General features: G+C 42.5%; 21 protein-coding genes and 1 tRNA gene. 13 read left to right on the top strand and 9 right to left on the bottom strand.

Features of this window, described 5'->3' with window-relative positions:
- Positions 1-137: 137 nt before the first annotated feature.
- Positions 138-1,568, bottom strand: coding sequence for a glycosyltransferase family 39 protein (locus B6N13_RS03065; protein ID WP_169458457.1), 1,431 nt, complete (start codon positions 1,566-1,568; stop codon positions 138-140).
- Positions 1,568-2,593: a glycosyltransferase family 2 protein gene (locus tag B6N13_RS03060; protein WP_169458456.1), complete on the bottom strand. Its 1,026-nt coding sequence runs from the start codon at positions 2,591-2,593 to the stop codon at positions 1,568-1,570. Before B6N13_RS03060 ends, B6N13_RS03065 begins: the two co-directional genes overlap by 1 nt.
- Before the next feature lie 158 nt (positions 2,594-2,751).
- Between B6N13_RS03060 and B6N13_RS03055 the strand changes: the two genes are divergently transcribed.
- The 3 genes from B6N13_RS03055 (at position 2,752) to B6N13_RS03045 (ending at position 5,820) form a co-directional block, all read left to right on the top strand.
- Entirely contained in the window at positions 2,752-3,432 is a 681-nt protein-coding gene (locus B6N13_RS03055) for a response regulator transcription factor (RefSeq protein ID WP_169458455.1), read from the top strand.
- A complete protein-coding gene (locus tag B6N13_RS03050; protein WP_169458454.1) occupies positions 3,429-4,694 on the top strand; it encodes a HAMP domain-containing sensor histidine kinase in 1,266 nt (421 codons plus the stop codon). The genes B6N13_RS03055 and B6N13_RS03050 overlap by 4 nt, the downstream gene beginning before the upstream one ends.
- A gap of 121 nt (positions 4,695-4,815) precedes the next feature.
- Positions 4,816-5,820 carry a pirin family protein gene (locus B6N13_RS03045; protein ID WP_157035983.1) on the top strand — a complete coding sequence of 335 codons (1,005 nt, stop codon included), beginning with the start codon at positions 4,816-4,818 and terminating at the stop codon, positions 5,818-5,820.
- A gap of 57 nt (positions 5,821-5,877) precedes the next feature.
- On the opposite strand, the gene B6N13_RS03040 is transcribed toward B6N13_RS03045, so the two are convergent.
- Positions 5,878-6,318: a GtrA family protein gene (locus B6N13_RS03040; RefSeq protein WP_012070347.1), complete on the bottom strand. Its 441-nt coding sequence runs from the start codon at positions 6,316-6,318 to the stop codon at positions 5,878-5,880.
- Between the two features lie 90 nt (positions 6,319-6,408).
- Here B6N13_RS03040 and B6N13_RS03035 point away from each other — a divergent pair, with 90 nt between their 5' ends.
- The 4 genes from B6N13_RS03035 (at position 6,409) to B6N13_RS03020 (ending at position 9,368) form a co-directional block, all read left to right on the top strand.
- A complete protein-coding gene (locus B6N13_RS03035; protein ID WP_012070346.1) occupies positions 6,409-6,924 on the top strand; it encodes an NAD(P)H-dependent oxidoreductase in 516 nt (171 codons plus the stop codon).
- 36 nt (positions 6,925-6,960) lie between these two features.
- Positions 6,961-8,019: a nitronate monooxygenase gene (locus B6N13_RS03030; RefSeq protein ID WP_012070345.1), complete on the top strand. Its 1,059-nt coding sequence runs from the start codon at positions 6,961-6,963 to the stop codon at positions 8,017-8,019.
- A 100-nt stretch (positions 8,020-8,119) separates the two neighbouring features.
- Positions 8,120-9,007 carry an EamA family transporter gene (locus tag B6N13_RS03025; protein WP_012070344.1) on the top strand — a complete coding sequence of 296 codons (888 nt, stop codon included), beginning with the start codon at positions 8,120-8,122 and terminating at the stop codon, positions 9,005-9,007.
- Between the two features lie 7 nt (positions 9,008-9,014).
- On the top strand, positions 9,015-9,368 hold the full coding sequence (locus B6N13_RS03020; protein ID WP_012070343.1) for a VOC family protein: 354 nt from the start codon (positions 9,015-9,017) through the stop codon (positions 9,366-9,368).
- 69 nt (positions 9,369-9,437) lie between these two features.
- Here the strand turns inward: B6N13_RS03020 and B6N13_RS03015 are convergent, their stop codons facing one another.
- The 3 genes from B6N13_RS03015 to B6N13_RS03005 are packed head-to-tail and all read right to left on the bottom strand — an operon-like array spanning position 9,438 to position 13,350.
- Positions 9,438-10,469 (bottom strand): asparaginase, encoded by a 1,032-nt coding sequence (locus B6N13_RS03015; protein ID WP_012070342.1) that lies wholly within the window; start codon positions 10,467-10,469, stop codon positions 9,438-9,440.
- Positions 10,466-11,869 carry an aspartate ammonia-lyase gene (locus tag B6N13_RS03010; protein ID WP_012070341.1) on the bottom strand — a complete coding sequence of 468 codons (1,404 nt, stop codon included), beginning with the start codon at positions 11,867-11,869 and terminating at the stop codon, positions 10,466-10,468. The genes B6N13_RS03015 and B6N13_RS03010 overlap by 4 nt, the downstream gene beginning before the upstream one ends.
- Positions 11,870-11,922: 53 nt before the next feature.
- Complete coding sequence (locus B6N13_RS03005; RefSeq protein WP_169458453.1) at positions 11,923-13,350, bottom strand: alanine/glycine:cation symporter family protein; 1,428 nt, start codon at positions 13,348-13,350, stop codon at positions 11,923-11,925.
- A 224-nt stretch (positions 13,351-13,574) separates the two neighbouring features.
- On the opposite strand from B6N13_RS03005, the gene B6N13_RS03000 reads away from it, so the two are divergent.
- The gene (locus tag B6N13_RS03000; protein WP_348981519.1) at positions 13,575-14,402 is read left to right on the top strand and encodes a helix-turn-helix transcriptional regulator; all 828 of its coding nucleotides are present in this window, start codon (positions 13,575-13,577) and stop codon (positions 14,400-14,402) included.
- Here B6N13_RS03000 and B6N13_RS02995 read toward each other — a convergent pair.
- Both B6N13_RS02995 and B6N13_RS02990 read right to left on the bottom strand, forming a co-directional pair.
- Entirely contained in the window at positions 14,399-14,596 is a 198-nt protein-coding gene (locus tag B6N13_RS02995) for a DUF2986 domain-containing protein (protein WP_169458452.1), read from the bottom strand. The two genes, B6N13_RS03000 and B6N13_RS02995, sit on opposite strands and share 4 nt — an antisense overlap.
- 101 nt (positions 14,597-14,697) lie before the next feature.
- Positions 14,698-14,782 (bottom strand) — tRNA-Leu (locus tag B6N13_RS02990).
- Between the two features lie 158 nt (positions 14,783-14,940).
- Between B6N13_RS02990 and queA the strand changes: the two genes are divergently transcribed.
- The 5 genes from queA (at position 14,941) to secF (ending at position 20,405) form a co-directional block, all read left to right on the top strand.
- Positions 14,941-16,002 (top strand): tRNA preQ1(34) S-adenosylmethionine ribosyltransferase-isomerase QueA, encoded by a 1,062-nt coding sequence (gene queA, locus B6N13_RS02985; protein ID WP_012070337.1) that lies wholly within the window; start codon positions 14,941-14,943, stop codon positions 16,000-16,002.
- 5 nt (positions 16,003-16,007) lie between these two features.
- On the top strand, positions 16,008-17,153 hold the full coding sequence (gene tgt, locus B6N13_RS02980; RefSeq protein WP_012070336.1) for a tRNA guanosine(34) transglycosylase Tgt: 1,146 nt from the start codon (positions 16,008-16,010) through the stop codon (positions 17,151-17,153).
- Between the two features lie 72 nt (positions 17,154-17,225).
- The gene (gene yajC, locus B6N13_RS02975; protein ID WP_012070335.1) at positions 17,226-17,552 is read left to right on the top strand and encodes a preprotein translocase subunit YajC; all 327 of its coding nucleotides are present in this window, start codon (positions 17,226-17,228) and stop codon (positions 17,550-17,552) included.
- 78 nt (positions 17,553-17,630) lie between these two features.
- Positions 17,631-19,481: a protein translocase subunit SecD gene (secD, locus tag B6N13_RS02970; protein WP_012070334.1), complete on the top strand. Its 1,851-nt coding sequence runs from the start codon at positions 17,631-17,633 to the stop codon at positions 19,479-19,481.
- Positions 19,482-19,490: 9 nt separating this feature from the next.
- On the top strand, positions 19,491-20,405 hold the full coding sequence (secF, locus tag B6N13_RS02965; RefSeq protein WP_012070333.1) for a protein translocase subunit SecF: 915 nt from the start codon (positions 19,491-19,493) through the stop codon (positions 20,403-20,405).
- A gap of 46 nt (positions 20,406-20,451) precedes the next feature.
- On the opposite strand, the gene B6N13_RS02960 is transcribed toward secF, so the two are convergent.
- Positions 20,452-20,736, bottom strand: a 285-nt coding sequence (locus B6N13_RS02960; RefSeq protein WP_169458451.1) for an integrase core domain-containing protein, incomplete at its 5' end; no start/stop codon positions are given.

Genomic DNA, 20,736 nt, shown 5'->3' with positions numbered 1-20,736 from the left:
ATCGGATTTTTTTGTGCCATTTTATTCTTGTAGTTTCAGGCAAAGCTAAATTGATATCCAGCATATCTGAAAGTTGTTTGTTTAAGTGCTTAAGTTTATGCCTTAATCTGGGTGTATATTAAAGTGAAGATAAGGGCTTATGGCTTGAATTTACAATACAGTAGGTTTTCTTTCCCTGTTGTGTTTCTTTTCTCACACAACCAATTTTCGTAGACAATATGGTCATTATCGGATTGCACGATAAAAAATGGCTTGTTTTGTGTTGGTAGCCAAGACTTTAAATCGGTTGAGCGTTGCTTTGCCTTGCCCGATGAATAGTATTGACCTGAAAAAGGGCGTTTATGAAGATAAAACAAATCGCTTTGTGTCGCTTCTGGTTGCTCTTTCCAAACAGCAAGTATCTTGTTTTCTGAACGTTTTGGTATTAAATCAAAATGCAAAATACCGACTAACAAGATGAGCAAAAATGGTGTTATGAATCCGATTTTATAGAGCCAGTTTTGTAATGGTCTTTGGTTATGAAGATGCACTAATAACAGCGCCATTGCTGGCAGTGCCGGCATCACGTAGCTTGCTAAAATGTTGCCAGAAAAACTGAACAGAATCATTGGTGATAACATCCAGAATAATAAGAATGTGCCGAAACCATCAGGGCTTTCTTCAACATCTTTGTCGTCTCTGATAGAGCGAATCCATTGCCAGATAATAAGAGGGCTCCAAGGTAGCATAGAGGCTAACGCGTAAACCCAAATAGTGCCGCGAGTTCTTTCGTGCGCGCTGCCATATAAATCACCTTGCCAGCCACTAACGATGAAACGCTTAATATGTTCCCCAACGATAAAGTAATCTAAAAACCCCGGTGTTTTGTATTCAGCAATGGCGTACCAAGGCACAGAAATAACGAGAAAAAGTAATGTGCCATACCCCCAAGGTAGAGCGCTCCATAGCTTTTTCCAGCGGTTATTAGGGGTTAGCCAAATAGTTAAACTTATGCCAATTAATACAACTGCCAGTGGGCCTTTTGATAGCATGCCCAACGCTAAACCTATAAAGAATAAATACCCCCAGATTTTGCCTTTATTGACCCAAGCTTGCCAGAAGCTAATCATACTTAGGGTGATTGAAAAGGTGAGAGCCGTGTCCGTCATTACAGCGCCACTTAAGATAATAAATGAGACGGTAGAGGCTAATATGCTGGCAGAAAAAATGCCCATTGCAGAAGATTGAAAGTGGTCTTTTGCCAATTTGTAAACTAACCAAACAACTGCTAATCCAACAATCAGATGTGGTACTCGTGCGGCAAATTCATTGACGCCAAATAGGCTAAAACCAATACTACTTAACCAAGTGAAAATTGGTGGTTTTCCCCAAAACGGCACGTTGTAGTCAAACATCGGCGTGATCCAGTTGCCAGTTTCGAACATGATGCGTGCCATTTCACCGTAACGCGCTTCGGTAGTGTCCATTAACGGATAAAGAGATAAAGAAATAAAACGTAATGCCAAACAGCTGATTAATAATGTCAGCAGTAATTTGGCTGAGGGTAATGAGTAGGTAGGTTGTTGCATTATTCAGAATCCGAGTATTTGAATGTGGGTTTTGTCATGGCATCTTCCATGAGTACATACAAAGGTCGTTGTTTGGACTCAATGAACAATCGTCCAACGTACTCACCTAATACACCAATGGATAAAAGCTGAATGCCACCTAAAAATAAAACGACGAGTATTGTCGATGGATAACCAGCAACTGGATCACCCCAAACGATGGTTTTAGTAAAAATAATCAGGGCCATAATAAAGGCGATAGCTGATGTAGTTAAACCTGCCATAGTCGCCCAACGTAATGGTTTGGTGCTGAAAGAGGTAATGCCCTCCAATGCCAAATGAATCAGCTTTGGGTAATTCCACTTGGTATCACCAGCGAGGCGAGGGTCGCGGTCAAAGGTGAGGACTTTACGAGTAAAGCCAGGCCAAGCAAGTAAGCCTTTCATAAAGCGGGTTCTTTCGGGCAAGGTGTTAATAACGTTAACGACTTTTTGATCCATCAAACGAAAATCACCGACGTTTTCAGTAATTGGGTGATCGCTTATTTTGGACATAAAACGATAGAAGCAATGTGCAGTGGTGCGCTTTACCCAGCTCTCTCCATGACGTTCGCGGCGTTGCATTTCGACAACTTGTGCGCCATCTTGCCAGGCTTGTACCATATCGGGAATGTATTCTGGTGGATCTTGTAAATCCGCATCAAGTAGAATGACACATCGGCCTGAGGCTGCTTTCATGCCTGCACTCATTGCGGCTTCTTTGCCGAAATTTCGGCTTAATCTTAAACTGCGTATTTGATGTAAGGGATGTTTGAACTGGCTCACCATTTTCCAGCTGTTGTCATTGCTGCCATCATCAATGTAGATGATTTCACAATACTGTTGGAGTTTAGAGAGTGCTTTACAGACTCGCTGATGGCAAACTGCCAAGACATCGGCTTCATTTAGGAATGGAATGATAACGGATACGAGTGGTTGCGCCGTTACCGTAGGCTCCTTTGCCGTGGGTTCAAAGTTCGCGTATTGTCTATATGGAATGGCGCTCATTGGCATTCTCCTGAAACGGAAAAAAAGTTCATGAGTACATCCTAATAACAGTGGTGTCGCAAAAAGGTGATTCACTTTTTTTTCACGCTTTTAAGTGACAATTCGGCTTTATTAGCCCACTCTTTTTTTACAGCCTTTTTTGGATAATTGAGACGAATATGAAATTACTGTTAGTGGAAGATCATAAAGATATTGCTGGTGTGATTTTTGATTATTTTGAAATCAAGAACTATGTATTAGATTATGCGAACAATGGCTTACAAGGCTATGAATTAGCGAAAACCGAACATTATGATGCCATTATTTTAGATGTAATGTTGCCTAAAATGGATGGGTTGACTGTATGTAAATCGTTACGAGAAGCTGGCATCGATACACCTATATTAATGCTGACAGCACGTGATACCAAAGACGATATATTGACTGGTTTTGCCCATTTCGCTGACGATTATTTAGTGAAGCCTTTTGATTTGGAGATTCTTGACTCTCGATTGCAAGCTCTGGTCAGAAGGCGAAAAGGCAGTGTTGCCAACCGGACGTTAACTTTTGGTAATTTGTCTTTGGATATGAATACACGAGTTTTGCAGCGTGAAGGTGGTCGTTATTCATTAAATCCTTCTCAATACACTATTTTAAAATGCCTTATTCAAAAAGCCCCAGATGTGGTGTCAAAAGATGAAATCTGCGATGCCTTATGGGGGGACGAAGAGCCAGATAGTAAAGTATTGCGTAGCCATATTTATCAGTTGCGTAGTTTGATTGATCGACCATTTGAACATGCTTATCTGAGGACGGTCTCCAAGGTGGGTTATCGTCTTGTTGCTGAAGGTGATGAATGAAACGAATTAAAACCGCGAAGCAGTTAACCTTTACTTATTTTTCAATCGTAGCATTCGCGATTATTGCATTTCATTTTTCTATGTTTACGTCGATGATCGAAAATATAGAAATGATTTATGCTGAAAATCGTATGTTAAAAGATAAAAATACAGCGATCTCTTTACTCGATGGTACTCAGTTAACACATGTTTCTGTGCCACCTTTTTCCGAAGTCTACGTGGGTAAAGAAAATTTACCATCAGGTGTGGTTCTTGCTGCTAACACCAAAGATAATAAACCTTATGAATTGGATAAAGAGTCCGATACGACACTAGAAATGTTTTCTATGCATTCTAAGGCGATGCTAAATGGTGAGATGAAAGATATTTATGTGATTCATTACGATGAGATTTATGAAATATCGGAAGAGCAAATGTTTGAAACACAGAGCACTCAACTGGTCTTGTCTTTGTTGTTGTTGATTGTCAGTTTGTGGGTAGTAATGCGCATTTCTGATCGTCTAACTAAACCACTTGCCTTACTTTCAAAAAGTCTCGGTGAAAGAACACCTGCCAATTTGTCTGCAATTGAGCTGCCAGAAGGGGCGGCGACAAGAGAGATTCGTCATTTGGTTGATAGGCTAAACAGCTACCAAAATCAAATTCGAGAGTTGATTGAGCGGGAGCGAGCATTTAATCGCTATGCGAGCCATGAGTTACGGACACCTCTAATGGTTATGAAGGGGGCAACAACGTTACTTGGTAAATCCGATTCGAAGGAATTTTTAGAGCGTCAACGGGTGCGTATGGTTCAAGCTTGTCAAGAGATGGAAGATTACATTACTACGCTATTGTCTTTGACTCGGGATGAAGATCTTGGTGCTATTACTTCACGCGTCGTGCAGCTTCATGAATATGAAGATATTCGACAAACACATTTGGGATACCTTACAGGAAAGTCTGTTGCGGTTGATATTGTCGAAAATGGTCAAATTATTACTAAGTTGCCAATTCCTACGTTCCATATTTTAGTAGGGAATTTATTAAAAAATGCTATGGCCTGTACCGAGGAAGGCAGTGTGAATATGGTGATCAAGGAAAATGAATTATCTATTGTTGATACAGGTTGTGGTCTAAGCGGAAAGCCGGGGGGCGAAAGCTATGGGTTGGGCTTGATGATAGTGCGGGATATTTGTGCCAAATATCAATGTTCATTCTCGTTAGAAGATAATGCAAATTCGATTGGTTGTACTGCTAAAGTAATTTTTCCAAGTGTCGGATAGAGCTGCCAGACAACATATTTAAAAATTAGATGGATTGAAACTAATATCAGCATAAAACAATCAAGATTATAGATGTTATGATGTGTCTATCAGTTACACTATTTTTTGATGGAGAAACATGATGAGCTCGTCAATTTTAAAGCGAATTCCTCTGCAAATGTTCTGGCCTACATTTGATCCTTTTTTGTTTTGTGCTTTTCATAACGATACGTATCCAAAAGCAAACGCATCTATGGGGCCTGATGCCCCGCTAAATAACCGTCCATTGGGTCAAGACTTTGGCGGTATTGATGGTTGGCGTATGTATCACGGAAAAAGTATTCCAGGTTTTCCTGCTCATCCACATCGCGGGTTTGAGACAGTGACTATTGTGAATAAAGGTTTTGTTGATCATGCTGATTCAATTGGTGCGGCAGGTCGTTACGGTGAAGGCGACACTCAGTGGATGACTGCAGGGTCAGGTGTTCAGCATTCTGAAATGTTTCCTTTGTTGAATGAAGAAGGTGTGAACCCATTAGAGCTTTTTCAGATTTGGCTGAACTTACCCAGTAAAAACAAAATGGTGCCACCGCATTTCGCTATGTTGTGGAATGAAGATACTCCAGTTGTTAAAGTGGCTGACAGTAAAGGCCTGGAAACGCAAGTTAAAGTGGTTGCAGGGCGGTTTCAAAATGTTGATCCTTCACCTTGTCCGCCTAATTCATGGGCTGCGGATAGTAAAAACGACGTTGCTATTTGGTTGATTGATTTGCCAGAAAACGGTGAATGGACCTTACCTGCAGCGGCAGCTAATTTGAGCCGTACTTTGTACTTTTTTGAAGGTGAGAATGTCACGTTAGATGGTGCAAATGCATCTATTAATGAAGCCTTTGTTTTGAAAAGTGATTCGGCTTTAACTCTACTGAATAAGGGTAAAAAAGCCAGATTCTTGTTATTGCAAGGTCGCCCAATCGGTGAGCATGTTGAACAACATGGACCTTTTGTGATGAATACACGTGCAGAGTTACAGCAAGCGTTTCAAGATTATCAGCGTACACAATTTGGTGGTTGGCCTTGGCCGCGCCATGATCAAGTGCATGATAAATCGAAAGGGCGATTTGCTGAGCATGGCGGCGAAGAAGCCTAAGCTGATTGAATGAAAACTGATTTAATCAATACAAATTAAATCAGTAAACTTGGCGGCTTACAGCTTAGCGGGAGAAAATACCCAAAAGCGTGAGAAGGCATAATTGAGCATCATGCCAATTAATATGCCAGGTATCATGGCTAAATAAGGCCATAAAATAATCAGTGTAGAATTGGATGTTGCTGGTGGTTGAGACATTAATATTAGATAGCAACCCCAATTAGGCACAAAGGCAATAACAGAGCTGCCGAGAAATTGTATCCACTGCAGAGCAGCAGCCTTTTTGCTGTTGCTTGCTTTTTCTTGTTTGGGGTCAGTAAAAGTAATAGTGCGATTCCACCACCAGTTCGAACTGGCTGCGACCCAAAATGCGATACCTCGAGCAACAAGATGTGGCAACCAAATGGAAAGCAGCAGCATACAGGTAAGGTCAACTAGAAAGCCTGCACCGCCGACGATAGCAAAGCGTACAAAAGTATGTTTGAAAATTAAGTTCATGGTGGCATTCTAAGCGGCTGAACATCAAAAAAATATGAAACTATTTCTCTCGAAGAGTTTTTTAATCTTAACGAAATAAAAGGACCGAAAATGAAAATACTTGCATTTGGTGCTAGCTCAAGCCGCCAGTCTATTAACAAGGCTTTGGCTGGTTACACTGCAAACCTTGTGGAAGGTGCGGAAGTGACGCTTCTTGATCTTAATGACTTCGAAATGCCGCTTTTCAGCGAAGATTTTGAGAAAGAATCAGGCGTTCCAGCTCAAGCTCAAGCCTTCGTCGATGCTATTGCTCAAACAGATGCAATCGTTGCATCATTTGCTGAGCACAATGGCTCTTATTCTTCTGCGTATAAAAATATCTTTGATTGGGCGTCCCGTATCGAAAAAGCTGTTTATCAAGATAAACCAATCGTGGTGCTTTCTGCATCTCCAGGACCTGGTGGTGCAAGCAGTGTGCTTGCACAAACTGTTAACAGTATGCCGTTTTTCAAAGGTAATATTGTGGGAAGCCTGAGCGTGCCTAACTTTTATGATGTGATGAAAGATGGCGAAATCGTAGATGATTCTGTTAAGCAGTCTTTAAAGGCGATTGTTGCTAAGTTTTAAGTTTTAAGTTCTTAGATTTAAGTATAAGGAGACCAGATGAAGCAGTTTCGTTTATGTGATTGGTTGGGAATGGACTATCCGATTATTCAGGCACCTATGGCAGGCGTTCAAGACAGTGCTTTGGCTATTGCGGTCTCGGAAGCGGGTGGTTTGGGGTCTTTGCCATGCGCCATGCTAAACGTGGATGATATTGCTCATCAGGTTTCCTTAATTAAAGCCTCGACGAATAAACCGTATAACCTGAATTTTTTCTGTCATGAAACATCAGGATATAATGAAATAAAGCATCAGCAATGGCGAGCGTTGTTGAAACCGTATTTTGAGGAGCTTTCGGGCCAATATGATGCGACCATAAAAGCTGCAACCCGAATGCCTTTTAGTCATGATATTGCCGATGTGATAGAAGGTTTTGCTCCCCCCGTTATTAGTTTTCACTTTGGTTTGCCTGACGCCAAGTTGCTTGCACGGGTTAAAAGTTGGGGAACTAAGGTGCTGTCTTCTGCGACAACACTTGAAGAGGCGGTTTGGTTAGAAGAAAATGGCGTAGATGGCATCATTGCGCAAGGTCTTGAGGCGGGAGGGCATCGAGGGATGTTTCTGTCGAAAGATATTTCTACTCAAATTGGTTTGTTTTCACTATTGCCTCAAATTGTCGATCGAGTCAGTGTCCCTGTGATTGCTACAGGTGGTATTTGTGATGCTCGCAGTATTAATTGCGCTTTGTCTCTGGGTGCGTCAGTAGTACAAATAGGGACTTCCTATTTGTTGTGTCACGAAGCAAAAACATCTCAACTTCATCGTGCTGCACTAAAAAGTCAAAGAGCCCATCATACGGCTTTAACCAATGTTTTTACCGGGCGACCTGCACGAGGTATTGCTAATCGTATTATGAAAGATCTTGGCTATATGAATTCCAGTGTGCCAGATTTTCCTTATGCATCAATGGAAATGGCGCAATTAAAAAATTTGGCAGAGAAGCAGAATTTGGATGATTTCTCTTCTTTGTGGAGTGGGCAGAATGTGTCAGGTTGTCAAGAAATATCCGCTTTTGAGTTAACTAAACAATTTGCTGAAGCCTGTCGAATTGTTTCATAGGTATTCCTATATGGAATCCAAAATATAAGTTTTATTCCTTTTACAAATACACCTCTTCACCTCATGCTAGCGCTTTCAAATTGTGAGATAAGGCGTTGGCATGTGGATCTTTATTACTCTCTTTGCAGCAGGTTGTCAGTCGGTTCGAACGGCGTATCAAAATACTCTGGCTCGTGAAACTGGGTTTTTACATGCCACTATGTCGCGCTCTTTATATGGCTTGCCATTAGTCACTGTGTATCTTGTTATTTGTTGGCAGCTATTTGGTTGGGTGTCCGTCGAAAAAAATCTAGTTTTTGTTATCGCGGCAAGCACTTGTGCCATTACCCAGATTATGGCGACGTATTTCATGTTGCGAGCCTTTCAGGCTGGTAGTTTCGCATTGGGAACCTTGTTGTCTAAAACAGAAGCTGTTTTGGCTGCGTTAATTGGTTTGCCTTTGCTGCATTATACTTTGACCATGGGAGCATGGTTTGGCATTGCTTTTGGCGTGCTAGGAGCAGTTGTAATGAGTGTTAAGTGGGGCAATATTAGACAAGCACACAAGGACGTATCTCTTTTACTTGGGCTTGCTAGTGGTTTGTGTTTTGCTATTGCTTCGGTAACATCGTCTATTGCTAGCCATTCTTTATCTGGTTCTCTGATTACTAGTGCAGGCGTCACGCTTTGGTATGTTTTAGCTTTGCAATCTATTATTTTGTGTGGCATTCAGATTTATAAAAGCAAAGATATTTTAGCGCCGTTTAAACATGAATTTGCGCTAAGTTGTAAGGTAGGTGTCTTAAGTTCTCTAGGGTCAATTGGCTGGTTTACTGGTTTTGCTTTGGTTAATCCGGCTTTGGTGAAAACGTTGGGGCAGATTGAAATAATCGGAACCTTGTATTATTCAAAAGTACGGTTTTCTGAAAAAATGACGACGCAGCAATGGATTGGTGGTGCAATGATTGTGATCAGCGTTGTCTTGGTAGTGACATCGACGATTAAGTGAGGGATATATGGAAACCAATAAGATCAATTATGTTGAATTACCAGCACGTGATTTGGCGTTAAATAAAGCCTTTTTTAGTCAAGTGTTTGGTTGGGGGTTTAAAGATTATGGCCCAGAATATTCAGCGTTTGAAAATGCAGGATTGGACGGTGGTTTTTTTCAGGCGAACTTTTGTTCAAGACCACAAAATGGCGCGGCGTTGATTATTTTGTATAGTAATGAACTTGAAGTCGCATTGGAAAAAGTACAAGCGGCGGGTGGAACGATAGAGCAAGAGATTTTTGACTTCCCTGGTGGTCGTCGTTTTCACTTTCTAGATCCGTGTGGTAACGAGTGGGCGGTGTGGAGTGAGCCAGCTTAGCGGTTTGAATGTCGTAAGATCAAAAAAACGGGAGTAGATTTACTCCCGTTTTTTTGTTTGAGGTATCGATTATTGAGAGGTGAATTCACCACAATAATTGGTGTTCCATTTTTCTAAAATGCCGTAATAGCTTTCGCCTGTAGCAATTAGCCAGTGTAGCTTGCAAAAAGCTGCTTCCAGTGTCATGTCTCTTCCACTTAGCACATTCATTGAAGACAAGATAGATCCCGCAGCATAGGCTCCCTGAGATACGCCACCATGCAGACATTGTGTCAGATTCACAATATTTTTCTTGCGTAGCATGGCTTCGGTTAAGAAGGATAAAAATGCTGGGTTCTGATCTGGAACGTTGCCTGCGCCATAGGTAAGTAAAACAATTGCTTGGCAGTTATCGTCGTCCAAGAGGCTTAAATAAACAGCAACTGGTTGACTTGGGTGTAGTGTAATCACTCCAACCGCACCAGTTTTATAGCTGACAATATTGTTTTCAAGTGATGTTGTTGTGCTTTCGTCATGGCTTTTAATCATACGATTTGGATAAAGCTGCATGCCAATAGATAATTCACCTAACAAATCGTCATTTGGTGTATGAAAAGCTTCAAAGCGGCCGCTGCTAATTTTTTGAATACGATTGCCGCGCATCAATTTGCCATCAAAAACCAAGCTTACGTCGGCTATCCTATGAGAAATTGCCAGTGATAGTGCTGCTTGTAAATTTGAAGTGGCATCACTTCTATTCATCCCTAACGGAATCTGAGAGCCTGTTAGTATGATGTTTTTAGTGCAGGCGCCGAGCATGAAAGACAAGGCTGAGGCTGTGTACGCCATGGTGTCCGTACCATGGAGAATCACAAAACCATCATAATCTTGCCAATGAGTCGCAAGAATTGACACTAGTTTAGTCCAGTGCTTTGGCGTTATATTCGCGCTGTCAATTAGGGGCGAAATTTCTAGTACTTCAAAAGAGGGAAGAGTATTTACACTCATCCCTAACGCCATTTCTATACGCTCTTGCAAACCAGAAGCAGGGGCTAAGCCCTGCTCTGTTTGAATCATGCCAATGGTACCACCTGTATACAAGATGAGTACTTTTGCGCTCATATTACAACCTTGCTAGGGGAAAGCATGGATTGTGGGCTTAGCAAAATATTCACCTGCTCTTCCGTTAGCAGGTTTTCTTCAATTACCAAGGCTTTTACTGTATTGCCAGTGTGTAGTGCAGTATTAGCAATGCGAGAGGCATTAGCATAACCAATATGCGGAACCAGTGCAGTAATGATACCGATACTGTTTTCTACGTGGCCAGCGCACACTGCCTCATTGGCTGTGATGCCGCGTATGCAGCGAGTTTCCAGCATTTGGCAGGCTTCTTTAAGCATTTTTAACGAATTTAGTACGTTATAAATGATCATAGGTTCCATGGCGTTCAACTGTAATTGACCCGCTTCAGCCGCTAGAGTTACAGCAAGATCAGACGCGATGACTTGATATGCAGTTTGGTTCATCGCTTCAGGAATCACAGGGTTTACTTTGCCCGGCATGATAGATGAGCCAGGCTGCATTGGAGGCAGGTTGATTTCGCCTAAACCGGTACGAGGCCCACTTGATAGCAAGCGCAAGTCGTTGCTCATCTTGCTTAATTTAATAGCAAGGCGCTTCAAAATGCCGGAGAAAAATACAAAGGCACCCATGTCTGATGTTGCTTCGACTAAGTTGCTGGCAGGTACGAGCGGTTTTGTTGATATGGTTGCTAATTTTTCTACTACCAGTTTGGCATAACCTTCAGGTGTATTGATGCCAGTACCGATTGCTGTACCACCGAGGTTTACTTCGCAAAGTAGGGCGCAGGCTTCACCGATACGATCAATGTCTTCACCAAGGGTAACAGCAAAGGCATCAAACTCTTGGCCTAAGGTCATTGGTACTGCGTCTTGAAGCTGCGTACGGCCCATTTTTACGATATGCGCAAATTCGCGTGCTTTGTCTTCAAGTGCTGCTTTAAGTGATGCAAGGCTTGGAATAAAGTTGTCCGCCGCAAACTGAATACCTAAGCAGGCAGCTGTTGGGTAAGCATCGTTGGTGGATTGTGAGCGGTTTACGTCATCGTTTGGGTGTAGAAATTTGTATTCGCCTTTCTCACGACCCAATTTCATTAGTGCAATGTTGGCAATAACTTCGTTGGCGTTCATGTTGGTTGAAGTGCCTGCACCACCTTGAATTACATCAACAATGAATTGATCGTGATATTGACCTTGGATCAAATCTTGGCAGGCATAAACAATGGCATCGGCTTTTTCAGCTGTTAGTAGTTTCATTTCTTGGTTGGTTCGAGCTGCAGCCGCTTTTACCATTGCCAAGGCTTTAATCAATTCAGGAAAGTGAGAAATAGGAACGCCAGTAATCGAGAAGTTTTGAGCTGCGCGCAATGTCTGTATACCATACAACGCGTCAGCGGGAACGTCCATATTGCCAAGTAAATCGTATTCAGAGCGAGTATTCATGATGTTCTTCCTGACGCCTCACCGGATCACGATGAGGCGTAATCTAAGTTAGTTTATTGGTGGTGATTTTCGTTATTTGGCCAAGACTCTTGGTCTAGATCCAAATCGGCGAAACGATTTGCTTCAAACGTTGGCATTTTATTACCTTGTTTGCGCTGATTATCAAAGTCTTTCATAACACGTTTAGCAACTTTAAATAGCAGAGCTAGAGCAAATAAGTTAACAAGCGCCAATAGACCCATGCTCAAATCTGCAAAGGCGAACACTGTGCCTAGATCAAGAATAGCACCCGTGCAGCAAAGGCAAATGATGATGACGCGGAAGGCATTCATGTAGAAGCCATGATTATCTGATTTGGTTAGGTAGCTAACGCTGTTTTCACCTAAGTAGTAGTTGTACAAAATGGTACTAAAGCCGAATAGTAGTAGAGCAATACTGACGAACATGCGACCATAATCGCCCATATGAGTGGCCAGTGATGCTTGAGTTAGAGCGACACCTTGAACAGTTTCAGTGCTGCTTGGATCATAAGCGCTACCAAGAAGGATAATCAGTGCAGTACAAGTACATAATACGATAGTGTCGATGAATACGGAGAAGGCTTGAACTATGCCTTGGTTCGCTGGGTGTGGAATATAAGCAACTGCTGCCACGTTTGGCGCGCTACCAAGACCAGCTTCATTAGAGAACAGACCGCGTTTTACGCCCATTAGTATAGCTGCACCAATGCCGCCGCCAAATGCTGGTTCTAAGCCAAACGCGCTTTTAACTATCATCATCAAAGTATCCGGAACTGCGCTTAGGTTCATCGCAAGAACGATAAGTGCAATCAACAAATATCCGCCCGCCATGATGGGAACTAAGATTTCTGCGACTTGAGCAATACGCTTTACGCCACCAAAAATAATCAAACCGACAATAAGCGCCATACCGATGCCGCTGTAGTAAGGCTGGATACCAAATGCATCTTCTAGTGAAGTCGCAACTGAGTAAGACTGTAGTGTGGTGAAAGCGATACCAAAAGTTGCCAATAGCAAGATCGAATACAGTACGGATAGCCATTTCCAATTTTTGCCTAAACCGCGCTCAATATAAAATGCTGGGCCGCCACGATAAGTGCCGTCTTTTTCGGCTGCTTTATAGGTTTGTGCCAGCATACATTCTACGAAACTGGTTGCCATGCCCATTAGGCCAACAACCCACATCCAGAAAATAGCACCTGGGCCACCAATGGTAATGGCAACTGCAACGCCGGCAATGTTACCGCCGCCAACTCGGCCGGCTACAGAGAGAATTAACGCTTGGAAAGAACTTAGGTGTTTGCCATCAGCTTCATGGTGTTTTGCGGTAAGAATGCCGAACATGTTGCCGAAATAGCGAAATTGTACAAAGCGGGTCGCAATGGTAAACCAGATACCAATGCCGATTAATACGGCGATAAGAACCTTGCTCCAAAGCAAGTCAGTGAGAAAAGATAGCATGGGGGACTCCTGTTTTCTTAGATTTATTATTTAGTTTTATTTAGTCGTGCTAAGAGGCTCATTGGAACGAAAAATTAGTAGGAAAGGCAGTTCGTAAAAAGACTCTATTTGGTGCTATTTGATGCTCTGGTAGCATCAAATAGCACCATTTTTGGCGTGTTTTTAGTAAGATTATTTATTACACTGGTCGCGTTGTTGTGAGGGTGGATTGTGGAGTTGATTGGGTGGAAATAATCATGGTGCAACATTTTGCTGATAATCTACGGTTGTTATGCAGTTTCTATAAATCGGTGGCGGATGTATGTCGCCGATTAAATATCAATCGTGCTCAATTTAATCGTTATCTAAACGGGACGACGGTGCCGAGTAATAGTACTCAGCGTCGTATAGGGGAATTTTTTGGTGTTGAGCCTAGTGAGATGACGCTGCCGCACGCACAATTTGTTAAGTTAGTGCAGGCGCGGCCAATTCGACAGAATGATGATGTCAAAAGTATTACGCCTGAACAGCAACAGTTCAATCAATTGAATGAATCTGGGCAGCATGGCTTAGGCAAATATTGTGGTTATTACTTCGAATATTACTTATCTATGGCCTGTCCAGGAAAGATTCTGCGAACCTTAGTGCACATCGAATCCCAAGGCGACAAAACCTATTATCGACGGACTGAGCGATTGAATCCGCGTAATTTAAAAAAGTCTTTTCATGGTGTTTATAATGGTGTTGTTCAGTTGTTATCGGACCGATTGTTTTTGATCGACTATGAAAGCCAGACTCATGTGGAGATGACACAGACGATTCTTTATCCTTCTTTTCAAAATCGTGTTGAGCGATTAACTGGATTGCGTTTAGGTGTATCGGGAAGTGGTGAAAGGGCGCCATGTTGTGCGCGAGTGGTTTATGAGTTTTTGGGGGCGAATATCAATAAAAAACGTGCGGTTTCTCAGTGCGGTTTGTATGACGTTGATGGTGATCAGATAGATGGGGATATTTGCCAGTCAATCAAAAATGATATGAAAGAAGGTGACTGGCACTTTAGAGCGCGATTTTAAGCGTCTTGTATTTCGCTTGTTTCAGATGCTTCTGCATTAAGATCCATGCTTGGATTTGCAGCAGCTTCGGCTTCCATTTTGGCGCGTTCAGCTTTAGATATGTATTTAGGCTTAGCTTTTTTAGGGTTGATCTTTAAATTAGCTTGCTTCATGCGCTTGTCGTATATGTCTTTGATTTTTTTGCGGCGATTCATTTTTTGTTCCTGAAATGACACATTTATCTGATTTAATAACCCAAGAATGACATTCAAGGAACGAAAAAAAAGCCCTGATCATTGATCAGGGCTTTTTATGTTGGTACCAGTAGGCGGACTCGAACCGCCACACCCGAAGGCAACGGATTTTGAATCCGTCGTGTCTACCAATTCCACCACACTGGCCTTGAAAAAGGTGAGGCGTATTCTAGGGTATTTATAAGATAAGTCAACGGCTAGAAGTGTTATTTTTTATCTTTTTAACAACTAGTGGCGTAGAAGTACCTTTTTGAGTGGATTTTCGCTAGAATGCTGGGTCGTTTTTTCTAGGTAGTTTTCTTTTCATGCTCGTTTCCGATTATCACTTTGATTTACCTGATTCATTGATCGCTAATTACCCTATGCCTGATAGAACAGCCAGTCGGTTGTTGCATCTTGATGGTCATAGCGGTGAAGTGGTCCATCGTCAATTTCCAGATGTGTTGGACTTGGTTCAGCCAGGTGACTTGATGGTGTTTAACAACACTCGAGTGATTCCTGCGCGTGTATTTGGGCAAAAGGAATCCGGCGGGAAAGTTGAGATACTAGTTGAGCGAGTGATTAATGTGAATGAAGCGCTGGCACATGTTCGTGCCAGTAAATCGCCAAAAGAAAGTAGCAAGCTAATTTTAGGGCAAGATAAAGGCGAGCATATTGAAGCGACTATGATTGGTCGTTCTGGCGCCTTGTTTCATCTTGTTTTTGATGAACCTGTACTGGATGTCTTAATGCGTGCTGGTCATATGCCGTTGCCGCCATATATTGAGCGTCCTGATGAAGACAGTGATCAAGAGCGTTATCAAACGGTTTATAATCAAAAGCCCGGTGCTGTTGCTGCACCGACTGCTGGTTTGCATTTTGATGAGGCTTTGCTTGAAAAGCTAAAAGCAAAAGGTGTTGAAACTGCATTTGTTACTTTGCATGTTGGTGCCGGAACTTTTCAGCCAATGAAGGTCGAAAATGTAAAAGACCACATTATGCACGCTGAATACGTAGAAGTTGAGCCTAGCGTTGTTGAGCAAGTTAAAGCGGCAAAAGCGCGTGGCGGTCGAGTTATTGCCGTGGGAACGACTAGTGTTCGCAGTCTTGAGTCGGCAAGCCAAAGCGGTGAAATCGCCCCGATGCAAGGTGATACCAGTATTTTTATTTACCCAGGTTATGAATTTAAAACAGTAGATGCTTTGGTAACGAATTTTCATTTGCCGGAGTCAACACTTATCATGCTTATCAGTGCTTTTGCAGGTTATGACCATGTGATGGCCGCTTATAAAAAAGCCGTTGAGCAAAAATATCGATTTTTTAGTTATGGTGATGCCATGTTTGTTACACGAAATCCGCAGGCGAAAGGCCCGCAAGGTGAGGAATAAGACGAATGTCTGATAAACGTCCAGAATGTTTTATGGATTTTGAGCTTCACACAACGTCAGGAAAGGCGCGTCGTGCTACCTTGACGTTCCCTCGTGGGAAGGTTGAAACGCCAGCTTTTATGCCTGTTGGTACTTACGGTACAGTGAAGGGTATGTTGACCAAGGATATCGAAGAAATTGGTGCTGATATTATTTTGGGTAACACTTTTCACCTTTGGTTGCGTCCTGGAACGGATGTGGTGAAAGCGCATGGTGATTTGCATGATTTTACTCAATGGAAAAAGCCGATCTTAACGGATTCAGGCGGTTTTCAAGTTTTTTCGCTTGGTGAAATGCGTAAAATCACTGAAGAAGGTGTTAGCTTTCGTTCACCAATCAATGGCTCTAAAGTGTTCTTAAGCCCTGAAATATCCATGCAGGTGCAGCGTGATTTGGGCTCTGATATTGTGATGATTTTTGACGAATGTACACCGTATCCTGCGACGCCAGAAGTGGCCGCTAAGTCTATGCGCATGAGTTTGCGTTGGGCGCAGCGTTCTAAGGATGAACATGGCGACAGCCCTTCTGCATTGTTTGGTATTATCCAGGGCAGTATGTATGAAAACCTCCGAGACGAGTCTCTAGAAGGTTTGGTTGATATTGGCTTTGATGGTTACGCAATTGGCGGATTGTCAGTGGGTGAGCCTAAAGACGAAATGATGAAAGTGTTGGATCATACAACACCAAAAATGCCTGCAGATAAACCTCGCTATCTAATGGGGGTTGGTAAGCCAGAAGATTTGGTGGAAGGTGTTCGTCGTGGTGTAGATATGTTTGATTGTGTTATGCCAACGCGTAACGCACGTAACGGTCATTTATTTACCTCTGATGGTGTAGTGCGTATTCGTAACGCTCAATATCGTCATGATGTAGGTCCACTAGATAAAGAATGTGATTGCTACACTTGTAAAAACTTTTCTCGGTCTTATTTACATCATTTGGATAAGTGTCAAGAAATGGTAGGGGCGCAATTAAATACGATTCATAACCTACGATATTACCAAACACTCATGGCGGGATTGCGTCAGGCGCTCGATGAAGGTAGATTTGACGCCTTTGTTGATGAGTTTTATGCAAAGCGCGGCTTAGAAACGCCAGCTTTGAGTGAATAATAAACAAAATTAAGCAAATTTCTTTACATAAGGGTTTGCAACAGTTTCATAAACCATTGGAGAGTTAACACCATGATCGCATTGATCTCACCAGCTTACGCTGAAGGCGGCGCACCAGCAGATGCAGGTATTTTTAACCTGGTACTTCTTGCTGGCTTCGTTGTCATCTTTTACTTCCTTATGTGGCGCCCGCAAGCGAAGCGTGCAAAAGAGCATAAAAACTTGATTGCATCTCTAGCGAAAGGTACTGAGGTAGTAACTGGCGGTGGTGTACTAGGTAAAGTGTCTAAAGTAGACGATAACTATGTAGTACTTGAAGTATCTGAAGGCATTGAAATGAAATTTCAAAAATCTTCCGTTGCTGCTGTTTTACCTAAGGGAACGTTAAAGTCTATTTAACCTTCTTTGAAAAGCGCCTACCTAGGCGCTTTTCTTCTTTATCGATCCATTTAATTTTTTAGGTGTAAAGGAATTTTCATGCTTAACAAGTATCCCTTGTGGAAGTATTTGCTAATTCTTCTTGTTTTGGCTTTGGGGCTACTGTATGCCTTCCCAAACCTTTATCCGGATGATCCAGCGCTACAACTATCTACCCAAAAAGCGACTGCTGTTGTTGATGAGCAGGCTTTGCAAAAAGCAAAAATTGCGCTTACAAAAGCGAATATAGATTTAAAAGAAGCAGAGCTAACCTCTGCTGGCGGTACCTTACGCTTTAATAGTGGTGAGGACCAACTAGCTGCTAAGCCGGTTGTGGCGGCAGCACTGGGTGATGATTATGTAACCGCGCTTAACCTTGTTCCTACGACGCCTGAATGGTTATCTGCGTTAGGGGCTGGGCCTGCTAAGCTTGGTCTTGACTTGCGTGGTGGCGTGCACTTCTTACTAGAAGTGGATACTCCTGCAGCGTTAAAGCAAAGGCTTGAAGTTAGCGCGAGTGAAATGAAAGCTGCATTACGGAAAGATCGTGTTCGTTACCGTAGCGTTGATATTGAGGATGGTGTGCTTTCGGTTCGCTTTTTACAGCAGCCTGATTTGGCTACGGCAGAAACCTTGCTGAAGAAAGATTTTTCTGAATACCGTTATGCTACTCGTCAAGATGGCAGTGATTTTTACTTAGATGTGAGTTTTACGGAAGCAGCTAAGAAAGAAATCGAATCTTATGCATTGCAACAAAACTTAACCACATTGCGTAACCGTGTAAATGAGTTGGGTGTGGCTGAGCCATTGGTGCAGCGTCAAGGTAGTAATCGTATTGTTGTCGAATTGCCTGGTGTTCAGGATACAGCGGCAGCGAAGCGTATTATCGGTGCAACAGCCAACCTTGAGTTTCATTTGGAAGCTGGTTTGGAGGATAAGGGTGCGGACATTGAGACTTTATCTTTCCGTGATGGCAGTGGTCGTACGGCGCGTTTAGAGCGTGATCTTATCATAACTGGTGATAGTGTTTCTGATGCGAGCTCTTCTTTTGATGAAAACGGCCGCCCGCAGGTAAATATTAATTTGGATGCCAAAGGCGGCAAGCAAATGAGTAAAGTTACTCGTTCTGCTGTTGGTCGTAATATGGCGGTTGTGTTCATAGAGCATAAGTCTCGCAGTCGTTTTGTTGAAAAAGACGGCAAAATGGAAGAAGTGCGTAGAAGTTATAGTGAGAAAGGCATTATTTCTCTGGCAACCATTCAAACTACCCTAGGTAATTCATTCCGTATCACAGGGTTAGATAGCCCACGTGAATCATCTGAATTGGCTTTGTTGCTTCGTGCGGGTGCTTTGGCTGCGCCAATTTACTTTGTTGAAGAGCGTACTATTGGGCCAAGCTTAGGTGCTGAAAACATCAAGTTGGGTGTCAGCTCTGCGCAAATTGGTTTATTGGTTGTTATGGTGTTTATGCTGCTTTATTACAAGGTATTTGGCCTTTTTGCCAATATATCGTTGGCGTTGAATATTGTACTGCTAATGGCGTGTATGTCTTTACTTTCTGCCACGCTTACCTTGCCTGGTATTGCGGGTATTGTTTTGACTATGGGGATGGCGGTGGATGCCAACGTGTTGATTTTCTCGCGAATAAAGGAGGAGTTGGCAAGTGGGGTATCGAATCAACAAGCGATTCATTCTGGTTTTAACCGTGCATTTACGACTATTTTTGATGCCAATATCACGACCCTGTTGGTTGCTGTGATTTTGTTTGCGGTAGGGACTGGTCCTGTTAAAGGTTTCGCAGTGACATTGTCGCTGGGTATTCTTACTTCTATGTTTACGGCAATCGTTGTAACCCGTGCACAGGTTAACCTTGTGTATGGTGGTCGTAAAAATAAGAAACTGTACATTTAGGAGAGCGCCATGAAAGTGACAAATATTCCGTTTATGGCAATGCGTAAAATCGTAGCTGTCTTTTCACTTACGCTGATACTGATCTCTCTTGTCTCTTTGGCAACAAAGGGGCTGCAGTTTGGCTTAGATTTTACTGGCGGTACCTTGATTGAGGTAGCTTATAAAGAGGCGCCGCAGCTAGATGATGTGCGTACGCTGCTAGGTGAAAATGGCTACTCTGATGTTGTTGTGCAGAACTTTGGTTCGCCAACTGATGTTGTTGTTCGTATGGCCAACTCTTACACGGCGACTCTTGGTGATGAAGTGTTAGCTACGCTTCAAAACCATGGTGCAACTGATGTATCGCTACAGCGCTCTGAGTTTGTGGGTGCGCAAGTGGGTGAGGAGTTGCGTGAGCAAGGTGGTTTAGGCATGTTGCTTGCCTTGGCTATCGTGATGATTTACGTAGCAGTGCGCTTTCAGTTTAAATTCTCTGTAGCCTCTGTTGCGGCTTTGATTCATGATGTGATTATCACGTTAGGTTTCTTTTCTATCTTTGAGGTGGAGTTTGATCTAACGGTGTTAGCGGCTTTGCTTGCCGTGGTTGGTTATTCTTTGAATGATACGATAGTGGTGTGTGACCGGATTCGTGAGAATTTTCGTATTATGCGTGATACAACACCGTATGATTTAGTGAATGATTCTATTAATCAAACGCTGGGTCGTACTTTGATTACATCATTAACGACTTTGTTTGTATTGGTTGTTTTGTTTTTTTCAGGTGGTGAGGCTATTCATAACTTCGCCATGGCCTTGTTGGTAGGGATTGTGATTGGTACTTATTCTTCTATTTTCGTGGCGGCAAATTTGCTGTTGGCGATGGGGGTTAAGCGAGAAGATTTGATCCCAGCGCCAAAGGCTGAATTGGAAGACGAGTTACCTTAACTTCTTTATCCCTTTGTCTCGTCCTAAAATACGTTGACGATTTTTGTTAAGCCAGTATGGATTCCATACTGGCTTTTTCATGCACTTCTTCTGGTGTTTTCATATTTAGACTTAAGTGAGGTCGATACCTATTATAAATATCAATAGACTCACTAATATGCCTTTCTAACTCTTTAAAAGTTCTGCATCTTCCAATCAAAAATTCTTGCTTCAATATGCCATTCACCCTTTCTGCTAACGCATTTTGGTAGCAGTCATAGCCATCTGTCATCGACGGTCGTATTTTATTACGTTGTAATTCTTTTTGATAAAGAGCCGAACAATACTGCGA

Origin of the sequence: Marinomonas sp. UCMA 3892 (assembly GCF_012726345.1) — a bacterium.
In the GTDB taxonomy this organism is placed as follows: domain Bacteria; phylum Pseudomonadota; class Gammaproteobacteria; order Pseudomonadales; family Marinomonadaceae; genus Marinomonas.
This window is presented reverse-complemented; position numbering and strand designations above follow the sequence as displayed.